This window comes from Burkholderia sp. YIM B11467, assembly GCF_052952715.1.
The window spans coordinates 113,056-136,303 of record NZ_JBQVSQ010000008.1; the positions used below are offsets into that span (position 1 = coordinate 113,056).

A 23,248-nucleotide genomic window follows, 5' to 3' on the forward strand; every position below is an offset into this window, starting at 1 on the left:
CCCGCAAGGGGCTTACATGTTCTCGATCAGCACTTCGCCGAAGCCCGAGCACGACACCTGCGTCGCGCCTTCCATCAGGCGCGCGAAGTCGTACGTGACGCGCTTCTGCAGGATCGACTTCTCCATCGCGGCGATGATCGTGTCGGCCGCTTCCGTCCAGCCGAGATGGCGCAGCATCATTTCCGCCGACAGGATCTCGGAACCGGGGTTCACGTAGTCCTTGCCCGCGTACTTCGGCGCGGTGCCGTGCGTCGCCTCGAACATCGCGACCGAATCCGACAGGTTCGCGCCCGGCGCGATCCCGATGCCGCCGACCTGCGCGGCCAGCGCGTCGGAGATGTAGTCGCCGTTCAGGTTCAGCGTCGCGATCACGTCGTATTCGGCCGGACGCAGCAGGATCTGCTGCAGGAACGCGTCGGCGATCGAATCCTTGATCACGATCTCGTTGCCCGTCCTCGGGTTCTTCACGCGCATCCACGGGCCGCCGTCGATCAGCTCGCCGCCGAATTCCTTCTGCGCGAGCGCGTAGCCAGCGTCACGGAACAGGCCTTCCGTGAACTTCATGATGTTGCCCTTGTGCACCAGCGTGACCGACTTGCGATCGTTGTCGATCGCGTACTGGATCGCCTTGCGCACGAGACGCTCGGTGCCTTCGGTCGACACGGGCTTGACGCCGATCCCCGAGGTTTCCGGGAAGCGGATCTTCTTCACGCCCATCTCGTCCTGCAGGAACTTGATCACCTTCTTCGCCTGCTCGGAGCCCGCGGCCCATTCGATGCCCGCGTAGATGTCTTCCGAGTTCTCGCGGAAGATCACCATGTCGATCTTCTGCGGCTCGCGCACCGGCGACGGCACGCCCTTGAAGTACTGGACCGGGCGCAGGCACACGTAGAGATCGAGTTCCTGGCGCAGCGCGACGTTCAGCGAACGGATGCCGCCGCCGACCGGGGTCGTGAGCGGCCCCTTGATCGACACCACGTATTCCTTCAGCACCTGCAGCGTTTCGTCCGGGAGCCACACGTCCGGACCGTACACCTTCGTCGCCTTCTCGCCCGCGAAAATCTCCATCCAGTGGATCTTGCGCTGGCCCTTGTAGGCATGCGCGACCGCCGCATCGACGACCTTGATCATGACCGGCGTGATATCGAAGCCCGTACCGTCGCCTTCGATATAGGGAATGATCGGCTGATCGGAAACGTTGAGCGAGAAGTCCTTGTTAACGGTGATCTTGTCACCGCCTTCCGGAACCTTGATGTGCTGATACGGCATGATCGACTCCAGTGACGTGGCTGAGCAGGTGATGCTGGTCGAAGCTGCGCGCGCGGCGGGGGCGCGGCATGGCCACCCCGTGACGGCAACAGCGAGCCGCTATTCTAGCGCCCCAACCGGGCACTTCGGCACGAAGCGCGGCACTGCGTATCAAGACCTTACTTATGTCTTATATAAGACAGAGGACTTGCCGTTCCGTATTATGCATTAAGATTCCGCCATTTGCCATAGACCGCCCACCCCGCTTCCCGCGGCGCGCCGGGCGGCTGCCCTGCCATGAACCTGATCGCCCTCAACAAGCCGTTCGGCACGATTTGCCAGTTTTCCGCGCACGAGACGCGGCCGTCGCTCGGCGACTGGGTCAAAACGCCCGGCGTCTATGCGGCCGGCCGGCTGGACGCGGACAGCGAGGGGCTGCTGCTGCTCACCGACGACGGCGCGCTGCAGGCCCGCATCGCGGAACCGCGCCACAAGCTCGTCAAGCGCTACTGGGCGCAGGTCGAGGGCGCGCCCGGCCCCGCCGACCTGAAGGCGCTCGCGCGCGGCGTCGATCTCGGCGACTACGTGACGCGCCCGTGCCGCGCCGAATTCATCGAACCGCCCGACGCGCTGTGGCCGCGCAACCCGCCAATCCGCTACCGCGCCGCGATCCCGACGACGTGGATCGAGCTCGCGATCACCGAAGGCAAAAATCGGCAGGTGCGCCGGATGACGGCGGCCGTCGGCTTCCCGACGTTGCGTCTGGTGCGCGTCGGCATCGGCGCACTCGATATATTCGCGCTCGGCATTGCACCGGGCGAAACAATCGCGCTGCCGCCGCGCGCGCCGTGGGACGGTTTCGCGCACGCCGGATGACGAATTCGGGACGCGCGATTTTTTCGTCATCTTTTTCGTCAACCGCCTGCGAAGATCGCGCGTTAAACCACGCAGATGCCAACCTTAGCTATCCGGCATTGGCAGCCGAACCCGTGTTTGCGTCACGAAAGCGACGTTTTCTTCGAATACGATTCGGCGCCCGCAGCGCAAAGAGAAATTTCTTGGAGCGTCTGTCAACCGAAAGGTGGATGGCACCGTTAGACGTCATGACTCCTATGCCGGGTCATTTGGTTAATTAACTAAAGCTGAGGAACACAACATGAACAAACTGATCGCCGCTCTGGTCGCTGGTCTCTTCGCAACGGCTGCTTTCGCACAAGCTTCGGCTCCGGCCGCTCCGGCTGCTGCTGCTCCGGCAGAAGCTGCTTCGGCACCGGCTAAGAAGGCAACGCACAAGAAGCACCACGCAGCTAAGAAGCACCACGCTTCGAAGAAGGCTGCAAGCGAAGCCGAAGCCCCGGCAGCTGCTTCGAACTAAGCAAGCTAGTTGTAATAACGCAGTCAAGAACACGCAGTCTTGCCGTTCTTACGGCGTTGAAAGGCAGGTCACCGCAAGGCGATCTGCCTTTTTCTTTTTGTGCCCGCCCGCGTGCTTCGCGTACCATGCGGGTCTCGTTTTCCAGATAGGAGCCTTGCTGTGCAATTCTCCCTGCGTTCGTCGCTCGGCCGCCTTGCGCGCGCCGCCGTGTTTCCCGCCGCGCTGGCCGTTCTCGCGCTCGGCATGCAGGCCGCCAGCGCGCAGATGCCGCCCGGCGCCAAGCAGCCGAGCGAGTTTCCGCGCGTGAAGCTGCGCGCCGGCATGTATGTGATCGACGCGGCCGTCGCCGCGAACGACGCCGACCGCGAACAGGGGCTGATGTACCGTTCGCAGCTCGCGCCGAACGAAGGCATGTTGTTCGTGTTCAACGAGAATGCCGTGCACTGCTTCTGGATGAAGAACACGCTGATCCCGCTGTCGATCGCGTTCATCCGCGCGGACGGCACGATCACCGACATCGACGAGATGCGGGCCGAGACGACCGACAACCACTGCCCGCGCAACAACGGCGTTTATGCGCTCGAAATGAGCAAGGGCTGGTTCGCGGCGAAGGGCATCAAGCCCGGCATGAAGCTCGACGGCCTGCCGAACGCCCAGTAACGGCGATCGCCGCGGCCTTGCGCCGCGAACCGACCGAAGCCGGCCGCCCGTTGCGCGCCGGCTTTTTTTTCGCCCTTTCACGGCGGCGCCCGCCTTGATTCCGCCGGCTGTGGCCGCATCTGCAAAAGCCACGCGCAAGCGCTATGCTTTAAGTCTCGCTTGTTCAAGCCCGGGCCGGCCCAGCCGTCCCGCTTACGATCCGAACCACCAGGAGGTTCACGTGCCCCGCAAAACCCCCATCGAGCGCTATCGCAATATCGGGATCAGCGCTCACATCGATGCCGGCAAAACCACGACTACCGAGCGCATCCTGTTTTATACCGGCGTGAGCCACAAGATCGGGGAAGTGCACGACGGCGCGGCCACGATGGACTGGATGGAGCAGGAGCAGGAACGCGGCATCACGATCACGTCGGCCGCCACCACGGCCTTCTGGAAGGGCATGGCCGGCAACTATCCGGAACACCGGATCAACATCATCGACACGCCCGGGCACGTCGACTTCACGATCGAGGTCGAACGCTCGATGCGCGTGCTCGACGGCGCGTGCATGGTGTATGACTCGGTCGGCGGCGTGCAGCCGCAGTCCGAAACCGTGTGGCGCCAGGCGAACAAGTACAAGGTGCCGCGCATCGCGTTCGTCAACAAGATGGACCGCGTCGGCGCCGACTTCTTCCGCGTGCAGCGGCAGATCGGCGAGCGCCTGAAGGGCGTCGCCGTGCCGATCCAGATTCCGATCGGCGCGGAAGATCATTTCCAGGGCGTCGTCGATCTCGTGAAGATGAAGGCGATCGTGTGGGACGACGAAAGCCAGGGCGTGAAGTTCGCGTACGAGGAGATCCCCGCGAACCTCGTCGAGCTCGCGCATGAATGGCGCGAGAAGATGGTCGAGGCCGCGGCGGAAGCGAGCGAGGAACTGCTCGAGAAATACCTGCACGACCACGAATCGCTGACCGAGGACGAGATCAAGGCCGCGCTGCGCAAGCGCACGGTCGCCAACGAGATCGTGCCGATGCTGTGCGGCAGCGCGTTCAAGAACAAGGGCGTGCAGGCGATGCTCGACGCGGTGATCGACTACCTGCCGTCGCCGGTCGACGTGCCCGCGATCCTCGGCCACGACTTCCACGATCCGGAAAAGCCGGCGGAACGTCATCCGAGCGACGACGAGCCGTTCTCGTCGCTCGCGTTCAAGATCATGACCGACCCGTTCGTCGGCCAGTTGATCTTCTTCCGCGTGTATTCGGGCGTCGTCGAATCGGGCGACACGGTGCTCAACGCAACGAAGGACAAGAAGGAACGGCTCGGCCGGATCCTGCAGATGCATGCGAACGAGCGCAAGGAAATCAAGGAAGTGCGCGCGGGCGACATCGCGGCGGCCGTGGGCCTGAAGGAAGCGACGACGGGCGACACGCTGTGCGATCCGGCCAAGCCGATCATCCTCGAGAAGATGGAATTCCCGGAGCCGGTGATCTCGCAGGCCGTCGAGCCGAAGACGAAGGCCGACCAGGAGAAGATGGGCCTCGCGCTGAACCGCCTCGCCCAGGAAGATCCGTCGTTCCGCGTGCAGACCGACGAAGAGTCCGGCCAGACCATCATCTCGGGGATGGGCGAGCTTCACCTCGAAATCCTGGTCGACCGGATGAAGCGTGAATTCGGCGTGGAAGCGACGGTCGGCAAGCCGCAGGTCGCGTATCGCGAGACGGTGCGCACGACGGCGGCCGATGTCGACGGCAAGTTCGTCAAGCAGTCGGGCGGCCGTGGCCAGTACGGGCACGCGGTGATCACGCTCGAGCCGAATCCGGGCAAGGGCTACGAGTTCCTCGACGAGATCAAGGGCGGCGTGATTCCGCGCGAATTCATCCCGGCCGTCGACAAGGGCATCACCGAAACGCTGAAGAGCGGCGTACTCGCGGGCTACCCGGTCGTCGACGTGAAGGTGCACCTGACGTTCGGTTCGTACCACGACGTCGACTCGAACGAAAACGCGTTCCGGATGGCCGGCTCGATGGCGTTCAAGGAAGCGATGCGCCGCGCGAAGCCCGTGCTGCTCGAGCCGATGATGGCCGTCGAGGTCGAGACGCCCGAGGATTTCATGGGCAACGTGATGGGCGACCTGTCCAGCCGGCGCGGCATCGTGCAGGGGATGGAAGACATCGCGGGCGGCGGCGGCAAGCTCGTGCGCGCCGAAGTGCCGCTCGCCGAGATGTTCGGTTATTCGACGTCGCTGCGTTCGGCGACGCAGGGCCGCGCGACCTACTCGATGGAGTTCAAGCACTACGCGGAAACGCCGGCCAACGTATCGGAAGGCGTGATCAACGCGAAGACGAAGTAAGCGCCGGGGCTCGCGCCCAGCCACAGGCCCGTCCGGTTCCGGACGGGCTTTTTTTCGTCATCCGGACGGATCGATGCGGGCCACGCGCGGCATTTTTGATCGGCATGCCAGGCGTTTTTTTCGCATGCCACAATGCCTCGCGATTCGTCAGATGGAACCGTCCCGATGCCGCCCACCCCTGCCCTGCGCCGCCTGTTGACCCTCTATGCCGGCCTGATCGCCGCGAACGTCGCCGTCTGGCTGTGGGCGCTCGCGGTGCTGCACGACCATCCGCTGCTGCTCGGCACCGCGGCGATCGCATACGGGCTCGGGCTGCGTCATGCGGTCGACGCCGACCACATCGCCGCGATCGACGTCGCGACCCGCAAGCTGATGCAGGACGGCCAGCGGCCGGTTTCCGTCGGCCTGTTCTTCTCGCTCGGCCATTCGACGATCGTGATCGCCGCGACGCTCGGCATCGCGCTGACCGCGTTCGCGCTGCGCGACCGCTTCGATGCGTTCCGCGAGATCGGCGGCACGATCGGCACCGCGGTGTCGGCGACCTTCCTGCTCGTGCTCGCGTGCGTGAACCTGATGATCCTGCGCGACGTATGGCGGCGCTATCGCGGCGCGCCGGCGCACGCGCACGACGACGCGCATGCGCACCGCCCGGCCGGACTCGTGTCGCGGCTGCTGCGCCCGCTGTTCCGGTTCGTATCGAAGAGCTGGCACATGTATCCGGTGGGCGTGCTGTTCGGCCTTGGTTTCGATACTGCAACCGAAATCGGCCTGCTCGCGATTGCGGCCGCGCAGGCGAGCCAGGGGCTGCCGGTGTATACGGTCATGCTGTTTCCCGCGTTGTTCACCGCCGGCATGACGCTGATCGACTCGACCGACAACGTGCTGATGATTCACGCGTACGGCTGGGCGATGGACGATCCGCAGCGCAAGCTGCTCTACAACGCGAGCATCACGTTCGTGTCGGCGGCCGTCGCGCTTGCGATCGGCGGGATCGAGGCGGCCGGCCTGCTGGCCGACAAGCTGGCGCTGACGGGCCCCGTGCGCGACGCGCTCGACGCACTCGGCGAACGCTTCGGCTCGATCGGCTACGGCATCGTCGCACTGTTTCTCGTCTGCTGGATCGCATCGATCCTGTTCCACCGCTGGCAACGCGCGGCCGACGCGCCCGCACGCTGAGCATCGTTCAGACGTTTCAATTCGGAAACAAAACACCCGCGACGACGTTGCATGCGCCGTCGCGGGCATGCGCTCGCCTTGCGCCACGGGCATAAGCGGCCGGTGGCACGAATCTCGCAGATAGGGATTCGCACGGCGGGCCCGCGTGCCGATCCGCGTTCGCGGCTGGCTTCACGCGCCAGTCCGAGGGCAATCGGCCGCCGACAGGACAACGAATCTTTGCTGGCCCCCTGCACCACACGTAATTAGCCGCGCGGCTACGAGGCATCGCGCGCATGGGGAGGCCATGATGCTCAAGACAAGACAGCCGTTCCGCGCGGCGGGACGGTGCTATCGCGCGACCTTGATGGCCGCAGCCGCGTTCGCGTGCTGCTGCTCGTATGCCATTGCGCAGGACGCTGCGCCCGACTCCGCAGCCAATGCGGACACCAGCGCGGACACCATCATGATGGTGGTCGAAGACGCTTCGTCGTGCGCCGCCAATCCGGCTGCGTGCGCGGCGCACGTCTATGCGGGCGGTGGCGGCGGCGGTAACGGAGCCGGTGCGAGCGGCAGTGGTGGCGGGACGGGTAACGGCAGCAGCGGCGGCGGCGGCAACAGCAACGGCACCGGCGGAAACAGCGGGAACGGTGCTGTCGGACCTGCTGGCGTCGGCGGATCAACCGGCGCAACGTCCGGCGGTACCAGCGGCACCGGCCGCGGAGGGAACGGTGGCTCCGGTGGTGGTACTTCAGGGGGCGGCACCTCGGGCGGCGGCACTTCAGGTGGCGGTACCTCGGGTGGCGGTACCTCAGGTGGCGGTACCTCAGGTGGCGGTACCTCGGGTGGCGGTACCCCGGGTGGCGGCACCTCGGGTGGCGGCACTTCGGGTGGCGGCACTTCGGGTGGCGGTACTTCGGGTGGCGGCACTTCCGGTGGCGGCACTTCAGGCGGCGGCACTTCAGGCGGCGGTACTTCCGGTGGCGGCACTTCAGGCGGCGGTACTTCCGGTGGCGGTACTTCCGGTGGCGGCACTTCCGGTGGCGGCACTTCCGGTGGCGGCACTTCCGGTGGCGGCACTTCAGGCGGCGGTACTTCCGGTGGCGGTACTTCCGGTGGCGGTACTTCGGGTGGCGGCACTTCCGGTGGCGGCACTTCCGGTGGCGGTACTTCCGGTGGCGGTACTTCCGGTGGCGGTACTTCCGGTGGCGGCACTTCGGGTGGCAGTACCTCGGGCAGCGGAGGCCATGGCGGACATGGTGGCCACGGCGGCGACGGTGATGGTGGTGGTCACGGCAATGGCGGTGGTCACGGCGACGGTGATGGCAACGGCCACGGCAACGGCGGCAGCCACGGCGACGGTGATGGCAACGGCCACGGCAACGGCGGCAGCCATGGCAACGGTGATGGCAATGGCCACGGAAACGGCGGCAGCCATGGCGACGGTGATGGCAATGGCCACGGCAACGGCGGCAGCCATGGCGACGGCGATGGCAACGGCCATGGCAACGCCGGCAGTCATGGCGACGGTAATGGCCACGGCAACGCCGGCAGCCACGGCAACGGTGATGGCAACGGCCACGGTAACGGCGGCAGCCATGGCAACGGTGATGGCAATGGCCATGGCAACGCCGGCAGTCATGGCGACGGTGATGGCAATGGCCACGGCAACGCCGGCAGCCATGGCAACGGTGATGGCAACGGGCACGGCAACACCGGCAGCCAAGGCAAAGGTGACGGTAATGGCCACGGTGACAGCGGTGGCAACAGCAACGGCGGTCACGGTAACGGCAGTGGTGCCGGCGGCCACGGCAACGGCGGTGGCAATGGCAATGGCAACGGCAGTGGCGGCGCCGGCAATGGCGGTGCTAACGGTGTCGGTAATGGCAACGGCGCTGGCCACGGCAATGGCGGCGGCCACGGCAACAGCGGATCGTCCGGAGGCAACCACTGACCTGGCGAGTTGCCAGGCCGCGAGCGGTCAGAGCATCTCGAGCGCGCGCTTGCTGCGCGGCGGACGGAAGTACGCGTCAAGCTGCGCGCGCTCATCATCGCTCAACACGAAATCGAGCGCGGCGCGGTTGTCGCGCACATGTTCGATTCGCGACGCCTTCGGGATCGCGAAGACACCCGGTTGCGCAAGCACCCACGCCAGCGCGACGCGCATCACCGACACGCCGCGCTGCCGCGCGATCTCGTCGAGCGGCGAGCGCTTCGGCAGCCGCCCGTGATCGACCGGGCTGTACGCCATCGCCGGCATCCGGTGTTCGGCAAGCCACGGCAGCAGGTCGAATTCCGGTCCGCGCCGCGCGATGTTGTAGAGGATCTGGTTGGTCGCGCATGCATCGCCGCCCGCCTCATCGACGAGTTCGGCCATGTCGGCCGTATCGAAGTTGCTGACGCCCCAGTGACGGATCTTGCCCGCGCGCCGCAACGTCTCGAAGCCTTCGACCGTCTCCGCGAGCGGCACCGAGCCGCGCCAGTGCAGCAGGTACAGGTCGAGGCGATCGGTACGCAGCCGCTTGAGGCTCGCGTCGCACGCAGCGACGACACCGCGCCGGCTCGCATGGTGCGGATAGACCTTGCTGACGAGGAACACGTCGTCGCGCAGCCCCGCGAGCGCCTCGCCAACGAGCGTCTCGGTCGCGCCGTCGCCGTACATTTCGGCGGTGTCGACCAGCGTCATCCCGAGTTTGACGCCCTCGCGCAGCGCGGCGATCTCGTCCGCGCGGCGGGCCGGCCGCTCGCCCATTTCCCAGGTGCCCTGGCCGAGCTTCGAAATCGTCTCACCGTCCGGCAGGACGACCGTGGCGATCGTGTCTGTCATGCGTTCCTCGTTGCGGATTCGTGGCCGCGCACCGCGGCCGAAGCATGGAATACGACGCATCAGTGTAGTCAATCGGCACCGCAGCCGCCTATTGCACGGCAAAAACCGGCTATAACGGCGCCGCGTGATGACTTAGAATGGCCGCAACCTGATCGATATCCACCCCATGAAGTCACCCACGGACGACCGCTGGCAGGACCTGCGCCCCGACCCCGACAACGACACGCCGCTCTACCTGCAGCTCGCCCGCAAGCTCGGTGACGCGATCCACGACAACCGCTGGACGGCTGGCGAGGCGCTGCCTTCGGAACGCGTGTTGTCCGACGCGCTCGGCGTGTCGCGCATCACCGCGCGCAAGGCGATCGCGCTGCTGGTCGAGCAGGGCTTGATCCGCCGCACGCAGGGCGCGGGCAACTTCATCCAGCCGCGCTACGAGGATCCGCTGTCGCGGCTGTCGAGCTTCAGCGAAATGCTCGAACGCCGCGGCTTCAAGCCGAGCTCGCAATGGATTGCGCGCGAGATCCAGCCCGCGAACCGCGACGAGGTCATCCAGCTCGGGCTGTCGCCCGCCGCATCGGTTACACGCCTGAAACGCCTGCGCCTCGCCGACGGCATCGTGATGGCCGTCGAGAACTCGACGTTCCCCGCCACGCTGATTCCCGATCCACAGGCGATCGGCGGTTCGCTGTACAGCTATCTCGAAGCGCGCGGCACGCCGATCGTGCGCGCGCTCCAGCATTTCCGCGCGGTCAACGCGACGGACGAGATCGCCGAACAGATGGGCATCGCGCCGCACGACGCGCTGCTGCTGATCACGCGGATCGGCTATACGTCGGACCAGCGCGCGATCGAACTCACCGATACGTACTGCCGCAACGACTACTACGACTTCGTCGTCGAGTTGCGCAAGTAACGCCCACCGCGCCGCCGGCGCTCACAGCCAGCGTGCCTCGTCGGTGCCGAGCGGCACGGGCGGGCACGCAAACGACGGCGGCGTCGCCGACAACCGCTCGGCCGGCCGCACCGCGTCGATCATGCCGAACGGCGACGCCGTGCGGTCGATCCGGTCGCGCACATCGGCGGCCGTGAGATCGGGTGCATGCAGGCCGTCCGGCACCGCACCGAACGACTGCAGCCAGCGCCCCGTCTGTGCGAGCGACAGCCGCACATGCCAGCTCCCCCCTTCGCGTGCCCGGCGCGCGAGCGCGATCATCGCGCCGAACGCCGCGAGATAGCCCGTCGCATGATCGAGCGCCTGGCACGGCAGATGGCGCGGCCCGTCCGCATGCGCGGCCTGCTGCTCCTGCCACGCGATCCCGCTCGCCGACTGCACGAGGCTGTCGAAGCCACGCCGCTTCGCCCACGGCCCCGCGTGCCCGTACGCGGACACCGACACGCACACGATGCCGGGCCGCAGTTGCGCCAGCGTCTGCGGCGCGAAACCGCGCGCCGCGAGCGCGCCGGGCCGGTACGACTGCAGGAACACATCCGCGTCGCGCGCGAGCGCGTGCAGCGTATCGACGCCCGCCGCGTCGCGCAGGTCGATCCATGTCGAACGCTTGCCGCGCCCGTTGTCGATCACGAGCGGCGCGATGTTCGGCAGGTGCGGGCCGTTGACGAGCAGCGTCTGCGCGCCGTGCGACGCCAGCGTGCGGCCCGCGACCGGCCCCGCGATGATGCGCGTGAGATCGAGCACGCGCACGCCGGCGAGCGGCTGGCCGGCTTCGCCGCGGCCGATCGGCTCGACCGGCGCGTCGCCGATCCGTTCGATCTCGAACAGCGGCAGTGACGCGATGGCGCGCGCCTGTTCGTGCGCCGCCCATTCTTCAGGTGTTCTGATCAATGCCGCGCACAGGCCGGCTTCGGCCAGCGCGGTATCGAGCGCTGCGCCGTCCCACGTGCGGATCGCCGCTGCGACGTCGGCCGGCTGCGCGCCGCAGCCGAGCACGTCGAGGATCCCGTGCAGGTGATGCGGGAAGTTCGCGTGCAGTTGAATCCAGCGCCCGTCGCCCGTCTCGAAGAAGCCCGTCACCGGATGGCGCAGCTCCGGCGGCGGGCCGTCGTCCACACGCAGGTAACGTTCGCTGCGGAACGCGACCAGCGCGTCGCGCACCGATACGTCGACGGATTGCGCGACGCCCGTGCGAAGCCGATGGCATTCGGCCGCCGCGAGCCCGGCTGCCGCGATCGTCGCGGCAGCGAGCGTGCCGACGTGGAACGTCGACGGTAGTGTCGGGTCCTGCCCCGTCACGGTCGCGCGAGCGAGCGCGTCGGGGTCGCCGTATGCGAGTTGCCACAGATGCGTCAATGCGAGTTCGGGTGTCATGGCGGGATGCGTGCGGTAGTGGAGACGAAATCGAGTCTAGAATTCGCGACAGGCGCGATCAATCTTGATTGCGCGAATCAATACATAACGAATAGTTGTAGCGGAGCCGCCCTTCATGCGCTCCGACAGGAGCGATCGGCATGACCTCCCTCAGCGCGCAGGAAGCCTCCGGCATCCTCGGTATCAGCGTGAGCACTCTTTATGCGTATGTGAGCCGCGGCCTGCTGCGCTCGCTGCCCGACGGCACGACCAAGCGCCGCTGCTACGACGCGGAGGAAGTGCGCCTGCTCGCGCGCCGCGGCGCCGATGCGAAACGCGCGGGCGGCGTCGCCGAGCGTTCGCTCGACTGGGGCGTGCCGGTGCTCGAATCGCGCATCACGCAGATCGCCGACGGCCGCCTGCGCTACCGCGGCGCCGATGCGATCGCGCTAGCCGACGATGCGACGCTCGAAGAAACGGCCGCGAGGCTCTGGGACTGTCCGCCCGCACGGCTCGCCGCCGCGTCGCTCGCGTCGACCGGGTTCGACGCCGCGCAGTGGGACGACTGGGCGCGCCGCTGGGCGCATCTCGCGCCGCTCGAACGCACGCTGGTGCTGCTGCCCGCGGCGGCCGCATCGCTGCCGCGCCTGTGGGCACAGGGGCGCGACGCGCAGCTCGATTCGGCCACGCTGCTGCTGCGTGTCGCCACGGCCGCGCTCGCCGGCATCGCGCCGGGCGACACGCCCGTGCACCGGCAGCTGGCCGCCGCGTGGCGCGTGCGGCGGCGTGCCGAAGTCGACCTGCTGCGCCGTGCGCTCGTGCTGTGCGCCGATCACGAACTGAATCCGTCGACCTTTGCGGTGCGCTGCATCGCATCGACCGGCACGCACCTGTTCGGCGCGATCGCGGGCGGACTCGCGGCGCTGTCAGGACCGCGCCATGGCGGCGAGACGTTCCGCGCGGGCACGCTGCTCGACGAAGCGGCCCGCGCCGCCGACCTCGACCGCTACCTCGCGCTGCGGCTTGCGCACGACGAACGTGCGGACGGCGGCCGCACGGCACTGTCCGGCTTCGCGCACCCGCTCTATCCCGACGGCGACCCGCGCGCGCTGGCGCTGCTCGACGCGCTGCACGCCGCGGCGCCGGCCGCCCCGCTCTGCAAGCGGCACGTGCGCTCGCCGCGCGCGTCGAAGCGGCGACGGGCCTGCGGCCGGCGATCGATTTCGCGCTCGCGGTGCTGGAGCGTACCCTCGCGCTACCGGACGGCGCGGCGTTCACGCTGTTCGCGGCCGGCCGCACGGCCGGCTGGATCGCGCACGCGCTCGAGCAGTACGCGGACGGGAAGCTGATCCGGCCCCGGGCCCGCTACGTCGGCAGCGACGCGGCCGCGTGACGGCGGCCGTCGCGCCACGCGACGAGCGGCCGCCACCACGCCTGCGCGGCGCGCGTGGCCGGCACCGCGAGCGGACCGAACGCGAACGTCGCGCCGTGCGGCCCCGCGCTGACCCACACGCGCATGCCGGGCATGAACGTCAGCGAATCGCCGACACCGAGCCAGTGATCGTCGGGCCGGCCCTCGATCGTCACCCATGCTTCGCCATCGGCCACCTGCAGTGCGGTGCGATCGACGATCCGCCACCGCCCGGCCGGCTCGTCGCCTTCGATCACGTAAAGTCGCAGTTCACGCATGGCAGCCTCCTGGTCGCACGGGTTCGATGGCACCAGTATTTCGGACAGTGGCAGCACACGGACAGATACGCCTGCAGACACTTTCGGCTGAACTGTACTGGTCAGTGAACGGACGGGCATCCGCCGGCCGGCGGGCCGGGTGCCGCACCCCGCGCCGAACCTGCACGGCGCGGCGGCTTTCCCTACAATGTCGGCTGTCCCGCGCCACCGCCCGCCTTCATGTTCCAACGCCCGCCCGCCGTCGCCCCCGGCGAAAAGAACCTCACCGTGATGCTCTGGCTCGTTGCGACGGGCTTCTTCATGCAGACGCTCGATTCGACCATCGTCAACACGGCGCTGCCGTCGATGGCCGCGAGCCTCGGCGAATCGCCGCTGCGGATGCAGTCGGTCGTGATCGCGTACTCGCTGACGATGGCGGTGATGATCCCCGTGTCGGGCTGGCTCGCCGATACGTTCGGCACGCGACGCGTGTTCTTCAGCGCGATCCTGGTGTTCTCGCTCGGCTCGCTGCTGTGCGCGAACGCGCATACGCTGACGCAGCTCGTCGCGTTCCGCGTCGTGCAGGGGGTCGGCGGCGCGATGCTGCTGCCGGTCGGGCGGCTCGCGGTGCTGCGTACCTTTCCGGCCGAACGCTACCTGTCCGCGCTGTCGTTCGTCGCGATTCCCGGCCTGATCGGCCCGCTGATCGGGCCGACGCTCGGCGGCTGGCTCGTGAAGATCGCGTCGTGGCACTGGATCTTCCTGATCAACGTGCCGGTCGGCGTCGCGGGCTGCATCGCGACCTTCTATTCGATGCCCGATTCGCGCAACCCGGCCGTCGGCCGCTTCGACCTGAAGGGCTATCTGCTGCTGACTATCGGCATGATCGCGATCTCGCTGTCGCTCGACGGGCTCGCCGATCTCGGGATGCAGCACGCGGCCGTGCTCGTGCTGCTGATCCTGAGCCTCGCGTGCTTCGTTGCGTACGGGCTGTATGCGGTGCGCGCGCCGCAACCGATCTTCTCGCTCGAACTGTTCAGGATCCACACGTTCAGCGTCGGGCTGCTCGGCAACCTGTTCGCGCGGATCGGCAGCGGCGCGATGCCGTACCTGATCCCGCTGCTGCTGCAGGTGAGCCTCGGCTACTCGGCGTTCGAGGCCGGGCTGATGATGCTGCCGGTAGCGGCCGCTGGGATGTTCTCGAAGCGGATCATCACGCGCCTGATCACGCAGCACGGCTACCGCAAGGTGCTGCTCGCGAACACGATCATGGTCGGGGTGATGATGGCGAGCTTCGCGCTGATGCGCGACACGGTGCCCGTCTGGGTGAAGGTCGTGCATCTCGCGCTGTTCGGCGGCTTCAACTCGATGCAGTTCACCGCGATGAACACGCTGACGCTGAAGGATCTCGGCACGGGCGGCGCGAGCAGCGGCAACAGCCTGTTCTCGCTCGTGCAGATGCTGTCGATGAGCCTCGGCGTCACGGTCGCGGGCGCGCTGCTCGCGACGTTCACCGGCATGCTGCGCACCGTGACGCCGAGCAACACGCTGCCCGCGTTCCACGCGACGTTCATCTGCGTCGGGATCATCACGGCCGCATCCGCGTGGATCTTCGCGCAGCTCGCGCCCGAGATCCGCGGCACCGCGCGCAAGACCGATCCGTCCGAACGCGCGTGACGCGCGGCGCGCGCCGAACCGGGACGGTGCGCACCACGACGGTGCAACGCGCCCCTGCGATGCACCCGCCATGCGCCGCGTGACGGCCGCGACGGGCTGCCGCACGGGGCACGATGTCGTGCATGCTTCTTGCTCGCCTATTCTCTAGGTAAACTGGCAGTCTTCCTTCGGCCGACATCATGAGCATGATCGACATCGATCCCCCCGGCTTTCAGCCGCCCCGCCCCGTCGCCGGCGACGACGGGAACCGGCGCACCGTGCTGTACGGCAGCTACACGGTGTTCAGCGTGTTCCAGCCCGTTTTTTCCGTGTCGCACCGCCGCGCGATCGGCTATCACGCATCGCTGCGCGCGCACGACGAGGAAAGCCGCCAGGTGGCCTCGCACGAGGTGTTTACGCAAGCGGCGCGGCGCGGCGACCTGCTCGAGCTCGGCCGGCTCGCCGAATCGCTGCATCTCGGCAACTTCCATGCGTTCGACAGCCACGACGAATGGCTCTTCCTGAGCCTGCATCCGGCCGCGCTGATGGACACCGTCTACGGCGACGCGCTGCTCGCGAACCTGAAAGCGCTCGGGCTGCCGCCGCACCGCGTGGTGCTCGAGGTACCGGAACAGGCGGGCGGCGAGACGCCGCGCTACGCGGCGATCGTCGACGGGCTGCGCAAGGCCGGTTTCCTGATCGCGCTCGTCGGCTTCGGCGCGAAGCATTCGAACATCGACCGCGTGTGGCACCTGCATCCCGACATCGTCACGCTCGATCGCGGCATCCTCGCGCAAGCGAGTGAGCACTCGCATCTCGAACGCGTGCTGCCGGGGCTCGTGTCGCTGCTGCACGAATCCGGCCAGCTCGTGCTGATGGGCGGGCTCGCGACCGAGCGCGACGCGCTGATCGCGCTCGAGTGCGACGTCGACTTCGTGCAGGGCCAGTATTTCGCGGGGCCGAGCGTCGACCCCGTGCAGCCGCAGGCCGCCGCCGGCTGCATGGATACGCTGTCGGCCGCACTGCGGCTGCGCGTCGCGCAGCGCGAGCGCACCCAGGCCGAACGGCTCGCGCCGTACGTCGCCGCGCTCGAGGAAGCGAGCCAGAAGCTCAGCGCGGGCGCGCCGCTCACCGATGCGGCCGCCGCCGTGCTCGGGCTGCCCGAAACCGCGCGCTGCTTCCTGCTCGACGCATCGGGCCGTCAGATCGGCGACAACGTGCTGGCACGCGGCAGCGTCTCGCAGCGCGCCAAGCGCTTCCGGCCGCTGCTGCATTCCGAGGGGGCGAGCTGGGAGCGCCGCCCGTACTTCATCGACGCGATGCGCGCGCCGGGCCGCGTGCACCTGACGTCGCCCTACCTGTCGATCAACGAGGCGCACCTGTGCGTGACCGCGTCGATCGCGGCACCCGTCGCGACCGGCATGCAGGTGCTTTGCGTCGACATCAACTGGGAAGCGGCGCTCAACCGCGAATGAACGCGCCGGCGCGCCGCATTCACGCGGCGCCGGCCACCTTGCGCACGATCAGCCGGTGTACGCGCTTGCCGGACGACGCGCTGACGACCTCATGCTCGTCGATCACGCGTATGCCGGCGCCGAGCGCCGCATGCATGCGCGCCGAGTCGAGCGGCGTATAGAGGCGGCCGCGCTCGTCGCGCAACACGCCGTTTCCGGCCACCCGCCAGCTCAGGTACAACGTGCCGCCCGGCATCAGCAGATCGGCCAGCCGCGCGGCGGCGGCCGACGCGTCCGCCTGTTCGAGGTGCATGACGACCGTTTCGCACAGCACGTTGCGAAACGCGCCGGACGGCACGCCGGCCAGCGCCGGCAGCGCGGCCAGTTCGAAGGTCAGCTCCGGATGATGCCGCCGCGCCTCGTCGAGCAGCGCAGCACTCGCGTCGTAGCCGCGCACGTCGAAGCCGCGCGAAGCAAGCCACGCCGTGTCGCGCCCCGCTCCGCAGCCGACGTCGGCGGTCGGTCCGGGCGAGAAATGCTGTTCGAGCAGCGCGTACATGTCGTCGGGGGCGGCCTGGTCGAGCCAGTCCTGCGCGTATTGCGCGGCATGGGCATCGTAGGCGTCGAGAGTCGGGCGATCCACCATGGTGATTGCTCCGCATAGGCGTCGTATGGCGCACCTCGCATCTTAGCCGTTGCGCGGCTGAAGTGACGTCGCGCCGCCCGACCCGCGCGACGGCGAGTCAATCCCGCCGCTATGCGGCCCGCACGTCGCCCGTGCGCGGCGTCTGCGCAGTCAACTCGGCCCACAGCGCATCGCCGCGCCAGGCCGGGCGCGCCGCGGCGCTTTCCGCGTCGTGGACTAGCGCGCACAGCCGCGCATTGACGGGCGCCTGCGCACCGAAGCGTGCGGCCAGCCGCACGACCTCGCCGTTGATCCACTCGACTTCCGTCGCACGGCGCGCCGCGAGATCGTCGGACATCGACGACCGCGCGAGCGGATCGATCGCGAGCATCCGGCCACCAAGCACGCGGAACGCGGCATCGGGAAGATCGAGCACGGTCGGGATCCACGCAGCTGGCAACGGCGTCAGCCGCGCGGGCCGGATCGCGGCACGCGCCAGCCAGTGCAGCGCTTCGCGCTGCGCGAGCGCGACGCAGCGCCGGTACGCGCGTTGCGCGAGTTCGTCGCGCAGCGGCAGGTTCGCGAGCGCATTGACTGCGTTGTTCAGGTTGAGCAGCAGCTTCGCCCACTGCACGGCCGGCATGTTGCAATGCAGCGCGAGCGGCAGCCCGGCACGCGCGAATGCGCCGGCGAACGGTTGCAGCGCGGGCGACGCGTCGGCCGCGAGCGCACCGGCCGAACCCTGGTGAAATGCGCCGGGCTCGCGCTCGATCACGTTGAACGGCACCATGCCGGCCAGTACGGTCGCTTGTGGCAGCGCGTCGCGCAGCACGTCGGCGTTGTGCAGGCCGTTCTGGAAGCTGATCACGACCGTGCCGGGCCGCAGCACGCCGGCGAGCTGCGCCGCGGCATCGCGCGTCGCGGCCGACTTCACCGCGACGAGCACGAGGCGCGCGGTAGCCGCGGCCGCCGGATCGATCGCGAACGCGACGTCAGCCGGCGCGAGCGTCGCGCGATAGCCGCGCTGGTCGGTCAGCGTGAGTCCGTGCAAATGAATCGCGTCGCCGATCCGCGCGCGGCCGACGAGCGTGACGTTCGCGCCGGCCGCCGCGAGCCGGCCGCCGAGATAACAACCGACGGCGCCCGCGCCGAACACGCAGACCGGCACGTCAGACATGCGAGTGCGCGCCGCCGTGCACGGGGCCGGCCCGCCGCTCGACTTCACGGCGCACGTCGCCGCGCAGCCCTGCGAAGAACGCGACTTCGGCGACGACGAACAGCGGCCCGACCATCAGGCCGACCAGGTCGTCGACGAACGCGGGCTTGCGCCCTTCGAACCAGTGCCCGACGAACTGCACGATCCAGCCGACGACGAACGCGCCGATGCCGATCGCGAGCCATTGCGCGGTCGGCAGCAATGCGATCGCCTGCGCGGCCCACAGGCCGAGCGCAAACAGTGCGGTCATCACGATCCCGAACCGCAGGTCGAGACGCAGGTAGAACACCGCGAACGCGACCGCAAGCAGCAGCGCCGGCGACAGCGCGACGCCGGCCAGCATCCCGATCGCCGGCCGCGACAGCAGCACCTCGACCGCGAACACGATCATCGGGATCCCGACCAGATGCGTCGCGATGTTGCGCGCGTCGCGATGGTAGGCCGCATACTGGGAAAGGTGGTCTTCGAGCGTCTTCATGGCGTCTCCTGGTCGGTCGTTGAGCGCTATGATGCGCGTCACGCCCGAGAACCTCTGTCAGCTACCCGACATCGCGTGCCCATGCCCTCGTCGCTCGCCCCCTACCTGCCGCAGATCGAAGCGAACCCGTGGTTCGCCGCGCTGCCGCCCGCGTTGCGCGCGGACCTGCTCGCCCATGCGGCGCTGCGCCGCCTGCCGGCCGGCCACGCGCTGTTCCGGCGCGGCGACCCGCCGTGCGGGCTGTACGCGGTACTGGCCGGTTCACTCACGATAGGTGCGGTCGACCCGCAGGGCAAGGAAGCGCTGCTGACGGTGGCCGAGCCGGTCACCTGGTTCGGCGAGATCGCGCTGTTCGACGGCCAGCCGCGCACGCACGACGCGATCGCGCTCGACGATGCGCTGCTGCTGCATGTTCCGCAGGCCGCGCTGCTTGCGATTCTCGACGCGACGCCGCAACACTGGCGGCAATTCGCGCTGCTGATGGCGCAAAAGCTGCGCCTGAGCTTCCTGACCGTCGAAGCGATGAGCGTGATGCCGGCCGCGCAGCGGCTCGCCGCCCGCCTGCTGATGATCGCCGACGGCTACGGCGGCATCAGCGCCGGGCGCACGCGCGTCCGGCTGTCGCAGGAAACTCTCGCATCGATGCTGTCGCTGACGCGACAGACCACCAACCAGTTGCTGAAGGCACTGCAGGCCGACGGCGTCGTGCGCCTGCATGTCGGGGAAATCGAGCTCGTCGACGTCGACGCGCTGCGCCGCGCGAGCGGGCTCGGCGACACGCCGCGTTGACGTCGCCGGCCCGGCGGCCCGCTTCACGCCGGCCTATTGGTGCGTGTATTGCGCGCCGCCGTCCGCATCGATCACGACCCCGCTCAGATAGGACGCTCGGGCGGACGCGAGGAACGCGACGAGATCCGCCATTTCCTCGGGTTTGGCCGGCCGGCCGAACGGCAAGTCGGCCAGCAGCTCGCGCCAGCGCGCGCGATCGCCGAACCGGGCCTCCGCGCGCGATTCGTAAAGACGAACCAGCCGGTCCGTCTCCGTCGGCCCGGGGTTCACGCCCACGACGCGCACGCCCTTGCGCGCGGTATGGCCGCCCGTGGCGCGCGTGAACGCGATGAGCGCCGCGTTCGCCATCGATCCGCAGATGTAGTCGTAGCGGGGCGCGGCGCCCGCCATCCCGATCACGTTGACGATCACGCCCGAGCCTCGTTCCAGCATCGCCGGAAGCGCCTGCCGCGTCGCATTGATGTAGCCATATACCTTGACGTCCCACGACGAGCGCCATGTCGCGTCGTCGACGTGGTCGAGCCCGCCGCCGGGAATCGCGCCGGCGTTGTTGATCACGATGTCGGCGTCTGCGATGCGCTGGCCCAGGACATCACTGTTCGACGCGATCGACAGATCGAGCGCGAAACCGTCGACGCGGCCCGGATGCTTCTCGCGCAACAACTGCAGCGCGGCATCCACCGTGGCCGCGTGACTGCCGACGATCGTGACGTGCGCGCCCTCTTCCGCCAGCCGCTCGGCACACGCGTAGCCGATTCCGCGAGATCCGCCCGTGATTACCGCATGTTTCCGGTCAAGCTCCAGATTCATGGCCGATGCTCCTTTCGAATGCGTTGGGGGTTGCCGCCATGTCGTTCGTCGCGCCGCAAGTCGACGAGCGTAAGTCAACGCGCGTTCACGTCGATGGCCTTCGCGTGACGCGTCGCAGCCGGATTCCGGGCAATAAAAAAGCCTCCACGAGGGAGGCTTTTCAGACCGGCTGCGGCGGTGCCCATTCGGATAGCCGAACGTGATCGCCGTTTCCAGCGTGTCCTGACGGACCTTACGCGAAGTTCTTCGCTGCGAAGTCCCAGTTCACGATGTTCCAGAACGCTTCGACGAACTTCGGACGTGCGTTGCGGTAGTCGATGTAGTACGCGTGTTCCCACACGTCGATCGTCAGCAGCGCCTTGTCGGCGGTCGTCAGCGGCGTGGCGGCGTTGCTCGTCGACACGATGTCGAGCGAACCGTCCGCCTTCTTCACGAGCCATGCCCAGCCCGAACCGAACGTGCCGACCGCAGCCTTCGTGAACGCTTCCTTGAATGCGTCGTACGAGCCCCACTTCGCGTTGATCGCGTCGCCCAGCGCGCCCGTCGGTGCGCCGCCGCCGTTCGGCGACAGGCTGTTCCAGAAGAACGTGTGGTTCCAGATTTGCGCGGCGTTGTTGAAGATGCCGCCCGACGACTTCTTGACGATCTCTTCCAGCGACAGGTTCTCGAATTCCGTGCCCGGGATCAGATTGTTCAGGTTCGTCACATAAGCCTGATGATGCTTGCCGTAGTGGTACTGGATCGTCTCGAGCGAGATGGTCGGCGCGAGTGCGTCTTCAGCGTACGGGAGCGGCGGGAGCGTATGAGCCATGGCGATTCCTTCGTTGAGTATGTAGGGGGGCTTGTGTTGAATGCTGCCGAGCGTCCGATTGTAGGCGAGGACGAATAACCCCGCAAACTCACGGGCCATTTATCCGCGGTATGCGGAAAAGCGATGTTTGCGCATCGTCCGGCAGGACGAACCGGCGATGCGCGGCATCCGTTCCCGTGCTTCGCGCATGCGTTGCGGGACCTGCGTTTCGCTTACGCCGGCCCGCTCAGATCGTATCGGTCAAGCGCGGCTGCACGTCAGCGAGCGACACGTCGGCCGAGCCTTCGGCAAGATGCACGGTCAGGCGGCGCTGCGGCTTCAGCGCGCTCGGCGCGCGCACCGCGCGGCCGGTCTGCGCGTCGATGAGCGCCGCATAACCGCGTTCGAGCGTGCGCTGCGGGCTCAGCACCTCGAGCCGTGCCGCACAGGCTGACACACGTGCCGTGTCGCGTTCGTGACGGCGCTGCAACGCAACCGCGAGACGCTGCGACAGCCCCGCGAGCGCCTGGCGCGCCTGCGACGGATCGGGCCGCGCGCGCTGCCAGCGCAGCTGCGCGAGCGCAAACCGCGCGCGCGCGTCGCGCACCGGCCGCGAGGCCGCCGACGCGAGCCGCACCGCGAGCTGCTCGACATGCGTGCGTTGCCGCTGCAGCCGCTCGGCCGGGCTCACGAGCCGGCGCGCGAGCCAGTCGAGCTGCTGCGCGCGCTGTTCGAGCATGCGTTCGATGCCGCGCGCGAGCGCACGCTGGCGCTCGTCGACCTCGCGCAGCAGCAGCGCGCGCTGCGGGCTCGCGAGCTCGGCCGCGCCGGTCGGCGTCGGCGCGCGCAGGTCGGCCGCGAAATCCGCGATCGTGAAATCGGTTTCGTGCCCGACGCCGCTGACGACCGGCAGCTCGCTCGCCGCGATCGCGCGCGCCAGCGCTTCGTCGTTGAACGACCACAAATCCTCGATCGAACCGCCGCCGCGGCAGACCAGCAGCACGTCGACCTCACGCCGCGCATTCGCGGCCTGGACGGCCGCGACGAGCTTTTCGGCGGAACCGGCGCCCTGCACGGGCGCCGGATAGACGATCACCGGAATATGCGGCGCGCGGCGCGCGAGCGTGGTCAGCACGTCGCGCAGCGCGGCGGCCTGCAGCGACGTGACGATGCCGATCGCGCGCGGGTGGGCCGGCAGCGGCCGCTTGCGCTCGGGCGCGAAGAGCCCCTCGCCCTCGAGTTGCGCCTTCAGCCGCAGGAACGCCTCGTACAGGCGCCCCTGCCCGGTGCGCCGCACGGCCTCGACGTTGAGCTGCACTTCGCCGCGCGGCTCGTACATCGTGACGACCGCGCGCACCTCGATCCGGTCGCCTTCGCGCGGCGTGAATTCCGCGTATTGCGCACGGCCGCGGAACATCACGCAGCGCATCTGCGCCTGCTGGTCCTTGATCGAGAAATACCAGTGGCCGCTCGCGGCACGCGTGAAATTCGACACTTCGCCCGATATCCACAGCAGCGGAAACGAACGCTCGAGCATCGTCGAAATCGCGCGATTGAGCGCCGAAACGGGAATCACTTCGTCACCGCCGCGCGTCGCGCCGGGTGCGGAAAAAGGAGAGTCGGAAGGCATGGGCGGTCGGATGAATGCTGGCGGCGACACGATAGTCCGACACGCGCGTAACGTCCAGCGCCGGCCGCATTCGCCGCGACGCGCGGAAGGTGTCCACATTCTGGCAACGGTCCGGCTCAAACGCTTTGAAACCGCCCAAAAATCCAGACAATTCGTCATAACACATTGATTTTTATAGATTTTTAAACCTTTCGAAATCATTCGCATCCGATTCGATGCCCGCCCGGTGG

General features: G+C 68.1%; 20 protein-coding genes and 1 pseudogene. 11 read left to right on the forward strand and 10 right to left on the reverse strand.

All coding sequences use genetic code 11. The annotated features are described in order from the left end of the window. Window positions 1-12: 12 nt before the first annotated feature. Window positions 13-1,269 carry an NADP-dependent isocitrate dehydrogenase gene (gene icd, locus ACTRWB_RS25970; protein ID WP_174390882.1) on the reverse strand — a complete coding sequence of 419 codons (1,257 nt, stop codon included), beginning with the start codon at window positions 1,267-1,269 and terminating at the stop codon, window positions 13-15. A 276-nt stretch (window positions 1,270-1,545) separates the two neighbouring features. Here icd and ACTRWB_RS25975 point away from each other — a divergent pair, with 276 nt between their 5' ends. The 6 genes from ACTRWB_RS25975 to ACTRWB_RS26000 all read left to right on the forward strand — a co-directional run bounded on the left by ACTRWB_RS25975 (window position 1,546) and on the right by ACTRWB_RS26000 (window position 8,724). Next, window positions 1,546-2,124 (forward strand): pseudouridine synthase, encoded by a 579-nt coding sequence (locus tag ACTRWB_RS25975; RefSeq protein WP_446903538.1) that lies wholly within the window; start codon window positions 1,546-1,548, stop codon window positions 2,122-2,124. 280 nt (window positions 2,125-2,404) lie between these two features. After that, the gene (locus ACTRWB_RS25980; protein WP_129512795.1) at window positions 2,405-2,623 is read left to right on the forward strand and encodes a hypothetical protein; all 219 of its coding nucleotides are present in this window, start codon (window positions 2,405-2,407) and stop codon (window positions 2,621-2,623) included. 159 nt (window positions 2,624-2,782) lie between these two features. Further along, entirely contained in the window at window positions 2,783-3,283 is a 501-nt protein-coding gene (locus tag ACTRWB_RS25985; RefSeq protein WP_129512796.1) for a DUF192 domain-containing protein, read from the forward strand. A 220-nt stretch (window positions 3,284-3,503) separates the two neighbouring features. Next, complete coding sequence (gene fusA / locus ACTRWB_RS25990) at window positions 3,504-5,615, forward strand: elongation factor G (RefSeq protein ID WP_129512797.1); 2,112 nt, start codon at window positions 3,504-3,506, stop codon at window positions 5,613-5,615. A 165-nt stretch (window positions 5,616-5,780) separates the two neighbouring features. Then, on the forward strand, window positions 5,781-6,791 hold the full coding sequence (locus ACTRWB_RS25995; RefSeq protein WP_446903539.1) for a HoxN/HupN/NixA family nickel/cobalt transporter: 1,011 nt from the start codon (window positions 5,781-5,783) through the stop codon (window positions 6,789-6,791). Window positions 6,792-7,080: 289 nt separating this feature from the next. Next, the gene (locus ACTRWB_RS26000) at window positions 7,081-8,724 is read left to right on the forward strand and encodes a hypothetical protein (protein WP_446903644.1); all 1,644 of its coding nucleotides are present in this window, start codon (window positions 7,081-7,083) and stop codon (window positions 8,722-8,724) included. Window positions 8,725-8,751: 27 nt separating this feature from the next. On the opposite strand, the gene ACTRWB_RS26005 is transcribed toward ACTRWB_RS26000, so the two are convergent. Continuing rightward, complete coding sequence (locus tag ACTRWB_RS26005; protein ID WP_446903540.1) at window positions 8,752-9,597, reverse strand: aldo/keto reductase; 846 nt, start codon at window positions 9,595-9,597, stop codon at window positions 8,752-8,754. 166 nt (window positions 9,598-9,763) lie between these two features. On the opposite strand from ACTRWB_RS26005, the gene ACTRWB_RS26010 reads away from it, so the two are divergent. Further along, on the forward strand, window positions 9,764-10,510 hold the full coding sequence (locus ACTRWB_RS26010) for a GntR family transcriptional regulator (protein WP_047898842.1): 747 nt from the start codon (window positions 9,764-9,766) through the stop codon (window positions 10,508-10,510). A gap of 21 nt (window positions 10,511-10,531) precedes the next feature. On the opposite strand, the gene ACTRWB_RS26015 is transcribed toward ACTRWB_RS26010, so the two are convergent. Further along, window positions 10,532-11,923 (reverse strand): CoA transferase, encoded by a 1,392-nt coding sequence (locus tag ACTRWB_RS26015; RefSeq protein WP_446903541.1) that lies wholly within the window; start codon window positions 11,921-11,923, stop codon window positions 10,532-10,534. A 140-nt stretch (window positions 11,924-12,063) separates the two neighbouring features. On the opposite strand from ACTRWB_RS26015, the pseudogene ACTRWB_RS26020 reads away from it, so the two are divergent. Beyond that, a pseudogene (locus ACTRWB_RS26020) lies at window positions 12,064-13,295 on the forward strand (citrate/2-methylcitrate synthase). On the opposite strand, the gene ACTRWB_RS26025 reads toward ACTRWB_RS26020, so the two are convergent. Further along, the gene (locus tag ACTRWB_RS26025) at window positions 13,268-13,591 is read right to left on the reverse strand and encodes a DUF2917 domain-containing protein (protein ID WP_446903542.1); all 324 of its coding nucleotides are present in this window, start codon (window positions 13,589-13,591) and stop codon (window positions 13,268-13,270) included. The pseudogene ACTRWB_RS26020 and the gene ACTRWB_RS26025 sit on opposite strands and share 28 nt — an antisense overlap. Window positions 13,592-13,810: 219 nt before the next feature. Between ACTRWB_RS26025 and mdtD the strand changes: the two genes are divergently transcribed. Together mdtD and ACTRWB_RS26035 are read left to right on the forward strand one after the other, a co-directional pair. Then, complete coding sequence (gene mdtD, locus ACTRWB_RS26030) at window positions 13,811-15,247, forward strand: multidrug transporter subunit MdtD (protein ID WP_193098910.1); 1,437 nt, start codon at window positions 13,811-13,813, stop codon at window positions 15,245-15,247. A 179-nt stretch (window positions 15,248-15,426) separates the two neighbouring features. Then, on the forward strand, window positions 15,427-16,701 hold the full coding sequence (locus ACTRWB_RS26035) for an EAL domain-containing protein (protein WP_129512804.1): 1,275 nt from the start codon (window positions 15,427-15,429) through the stop codon (window positions 16,699-16,701). A gap of 19 nt (window positions 16,702-16,720) precedes the next feature. Here the strand turns inward: ACTRWB_RS26035 and ACTRWB_RS26040 are convergent, their stop codons facing one another. The 3 genes from ACTRWB_RS26040 to ACTRWB_RS26050 all read right to left on the reverse strand — a co-directional run bounded on the left by ACTRWB_RS26040 (window position 16,721) and on the right by ACTRWB_RS26050 (window position 18,999). Further along, the gene (locus ACTRWB_RS26040; RefSeq protein ID WP_446903543.1) at window positions 16,721-17,326 is read right to left on the reverse strand and encodes a class I SAM-dependent methyltransferase; all 606 of its coding nucleotides are present in this window, start codon (window positions 17,324-17,326) and stop codon (window positions 16,721-16,723) included. Window positions 17,327-17,435: 109 nt separating this feature from the next. Further along, the gene (locus ACTRWB_RS26045) at window positions 17,436-18,482 is read right to left on the reverse strand and encodes a 2-dehydropantoate 2-reductase (RefSeq protein WP_446903544.1); all 1,047 of its coding nucleotides are present in this window, start codon (window positions 18,480-18,482) and stop codon (window positions 17,436-17,438) included. Beyond that, a complete protein-coding gene (locus ACTRWB_RS26050) occupies window positions 18,475-18,999 on the reverse strand; it encodes an Mpo1 family 2-hydroxy fatty acid dioxygenase (RefSeq protein ID WP_446903545.1) in 525 nt (174 codons plus the stop codon). Before ACTRWB_RS26050 ends, ACTRWB_RS26045 begins: the two co-directional genes overlap by 8 nt. An 81-nt stretch (window positions 19,000-19,080) precedes the next feature. Here ACTRWB_RS26050 and ACTRWB_RS26055 point away from each other — a divergent pair, with 81 nt between their 5' ends. Next, a complete protein-coding gene (locus tag ACTRWB_RS26055; RefSeq protein WP_446903645.1) occupies window positions 19,081-19,788 on the forward strand; it encodes a Crp/Fnr family transcriptional regulator in 708 nt (235 codons plus the stop codon). 33 nt (window positions 19,789-19,821) lie between these two features. Here ACTRWB_RS26055 and ACTRWB_RS26060 read toward each other — a convergent pair whose 3' ends face one another. The 3 genes from ACTRWB_RS26060 to xseA all read right to left on the reverse strand — a co-directional run bounded on the left by ACTRWB_RS26060 (window position 19,822) and on the right by xseA (window position 23,018). Continuing rightward, complete coding sequence (locus ACTRWB_RS26060; protein ID WP_446903546.1) at window positions 19,822-20,598, reverse strand: short-chain dehydrogenase/reductase; 777 nt, start codon at window positions 20,596-20,598, stop codon at window positions 19,822-19,824. 232 nt (window positions 20,599-20,830) lie between these two features. Then, window positions 20,831-21,409, reverse strand: coding sequence for a superoxide dismutase [Fe] (gene sodB / locus ACTRWB_RS26065; RefSeq protein ID WP_011352986.1), 579 nt, complete (start codon window positions 21,407-21,409; stop codon window positions 20,831-20,833). A gap of 226 nt (window positions 21,410-21,635) precedes the next feature. Further along, window positions 21,636-23,018 (reverse strand): exodeoxyribonuclease VII large subunit, encoded by a 1,383-nt coding sequence (gene xseA, locus ACTRWB_RS26070; protein WP_129512809.1) that lies wholly within the window; start codon window positions 23,016-23,018, stop codon window positions 21,636-21,638. Window positions 23,019-23,248 lie beyond the last annotated feature (230 nt).

Coding starts and splice junctions, on each gene's coding strand:
- icd (WP_174390882.1), bottom strand. CDS start 1,269: ATGCCGTATCAGCACATCAAGGTTCCGGAAGGCGGTGACAAGATCACC.
- ACTRWB_RS25975 (WP_446903538.1), top strand. CDS start 1,546: ATGAACCTGATCGCCCTCAACAAGCCGTTCGGCACGATTTGCCAGTTT.
- ACTRWB_RS25980 (WP_129512795.1), top strand. CDS start 2,405: ATGAACAAACTGATCGCCGCTCTGGTCGCTGGTCTCTTCGCAACGGCT.
- ACTRWB_RS25995 (WP_446903539.1), top strand. CDS start 5,781: ATGCCGCCCACCCCTGCCCTGCGCCGCCTGTTGACCCTCTATGCCGGC.
- ACTRWB_RS26000 (WP_446903644.1), top strand. CDS start 7,081: ATGCTCAAGACAAGACAGCCGTTCCGCGCGGCGGGACGGTGCTATCGC.
- ACTRWB_RS26005 (WP_446903540.1), bottom strand. CDS start 9,597: ATGACAGACACGATCGCCACGGTCGTCCTGCCGGACGGTGAGACGATT.
- ACTRWB_RS26010 (WP_047898842.1), top strand. CDS start 9,764: ATGAAGTCACCCACGGACGACCGCTGGCAGGACCTGCGCCCCGACCCC.
- ACTRWB_RS26015 (WP_446903541.1), bottom strand. CDS start 11,923: ATGACACCCGAACTCGCATTGACGCATCTGTGGCAACTCGCATACGGC.
- ACTRWB_RS26025 (WP_446903542.1), bottom strand. CDS start 13,591: ATGCGTGAACTGCGACTTTACGTGATCGAAGGCGACGAGCCGGCCGGG.
- mdtD (WP_193098910.1), top strand. CDS start 13,811: ATGTTCCAACGCCCGCCCGCCGTCGCCCCCGGCGAAAAGAACCTCACC.
- ACTRWB_RS26035 (WP_129512804.1), top strand. CDS start 15,427: ATGAGCATGATCGACATCGATCCCCCCGGCTTTCAGCCGCCCCGCCCC.
- ACTRWB_RS26040 (WP_446903543.1), bottom strand. CDS start 17,326: ATGGTGGATCGCCCGACTCTCGACGCCTACGATGCCCATGCCGCGCAA.
- ACTRWB_RS26045 (WP_446903544.1), bottom strand. CDS start 18,482: ATGTCTGACGTGCCGGTCTGCGTGTTCGGCGCGGGCGCCGTCGGTTGT.
- ACTRWB_RS26050 (WP_446903545.1), bottom strand. CDS start 18,999: ATGAAGACGCTCGAAGACCACCTTTCCCAGTATGCGGCCTACCATCGC.
- ACTRWB_RS26055 (WP_446903645.1), top strand. CDS start 19,081: ATGCCCTCGTCGCTCGCCCCCTACCTGCCGCAGATCGAAGCGAACCCG.
- ACTRWB_RS26060 (WP_446903546.1), bottom strand. CDS start 20,598: ATGAATCTGGAGCTTGACCGGAAACATGCGGTAATCACGGGCGGATCT.
- sodB (WP_011352986.1), bottom strand. CDS start 21,409: ATGGCTCATACGCTCCCGCCGCTCCCGTACGCTGAAGACGCACTCGCG.
- xseA (WP_129512809.1), bottom strand. CDS start 23,018: ATGCCTTCCGACTCTCCTTTTTCCGCACCCGGCGCGACGCGCGGCGGT.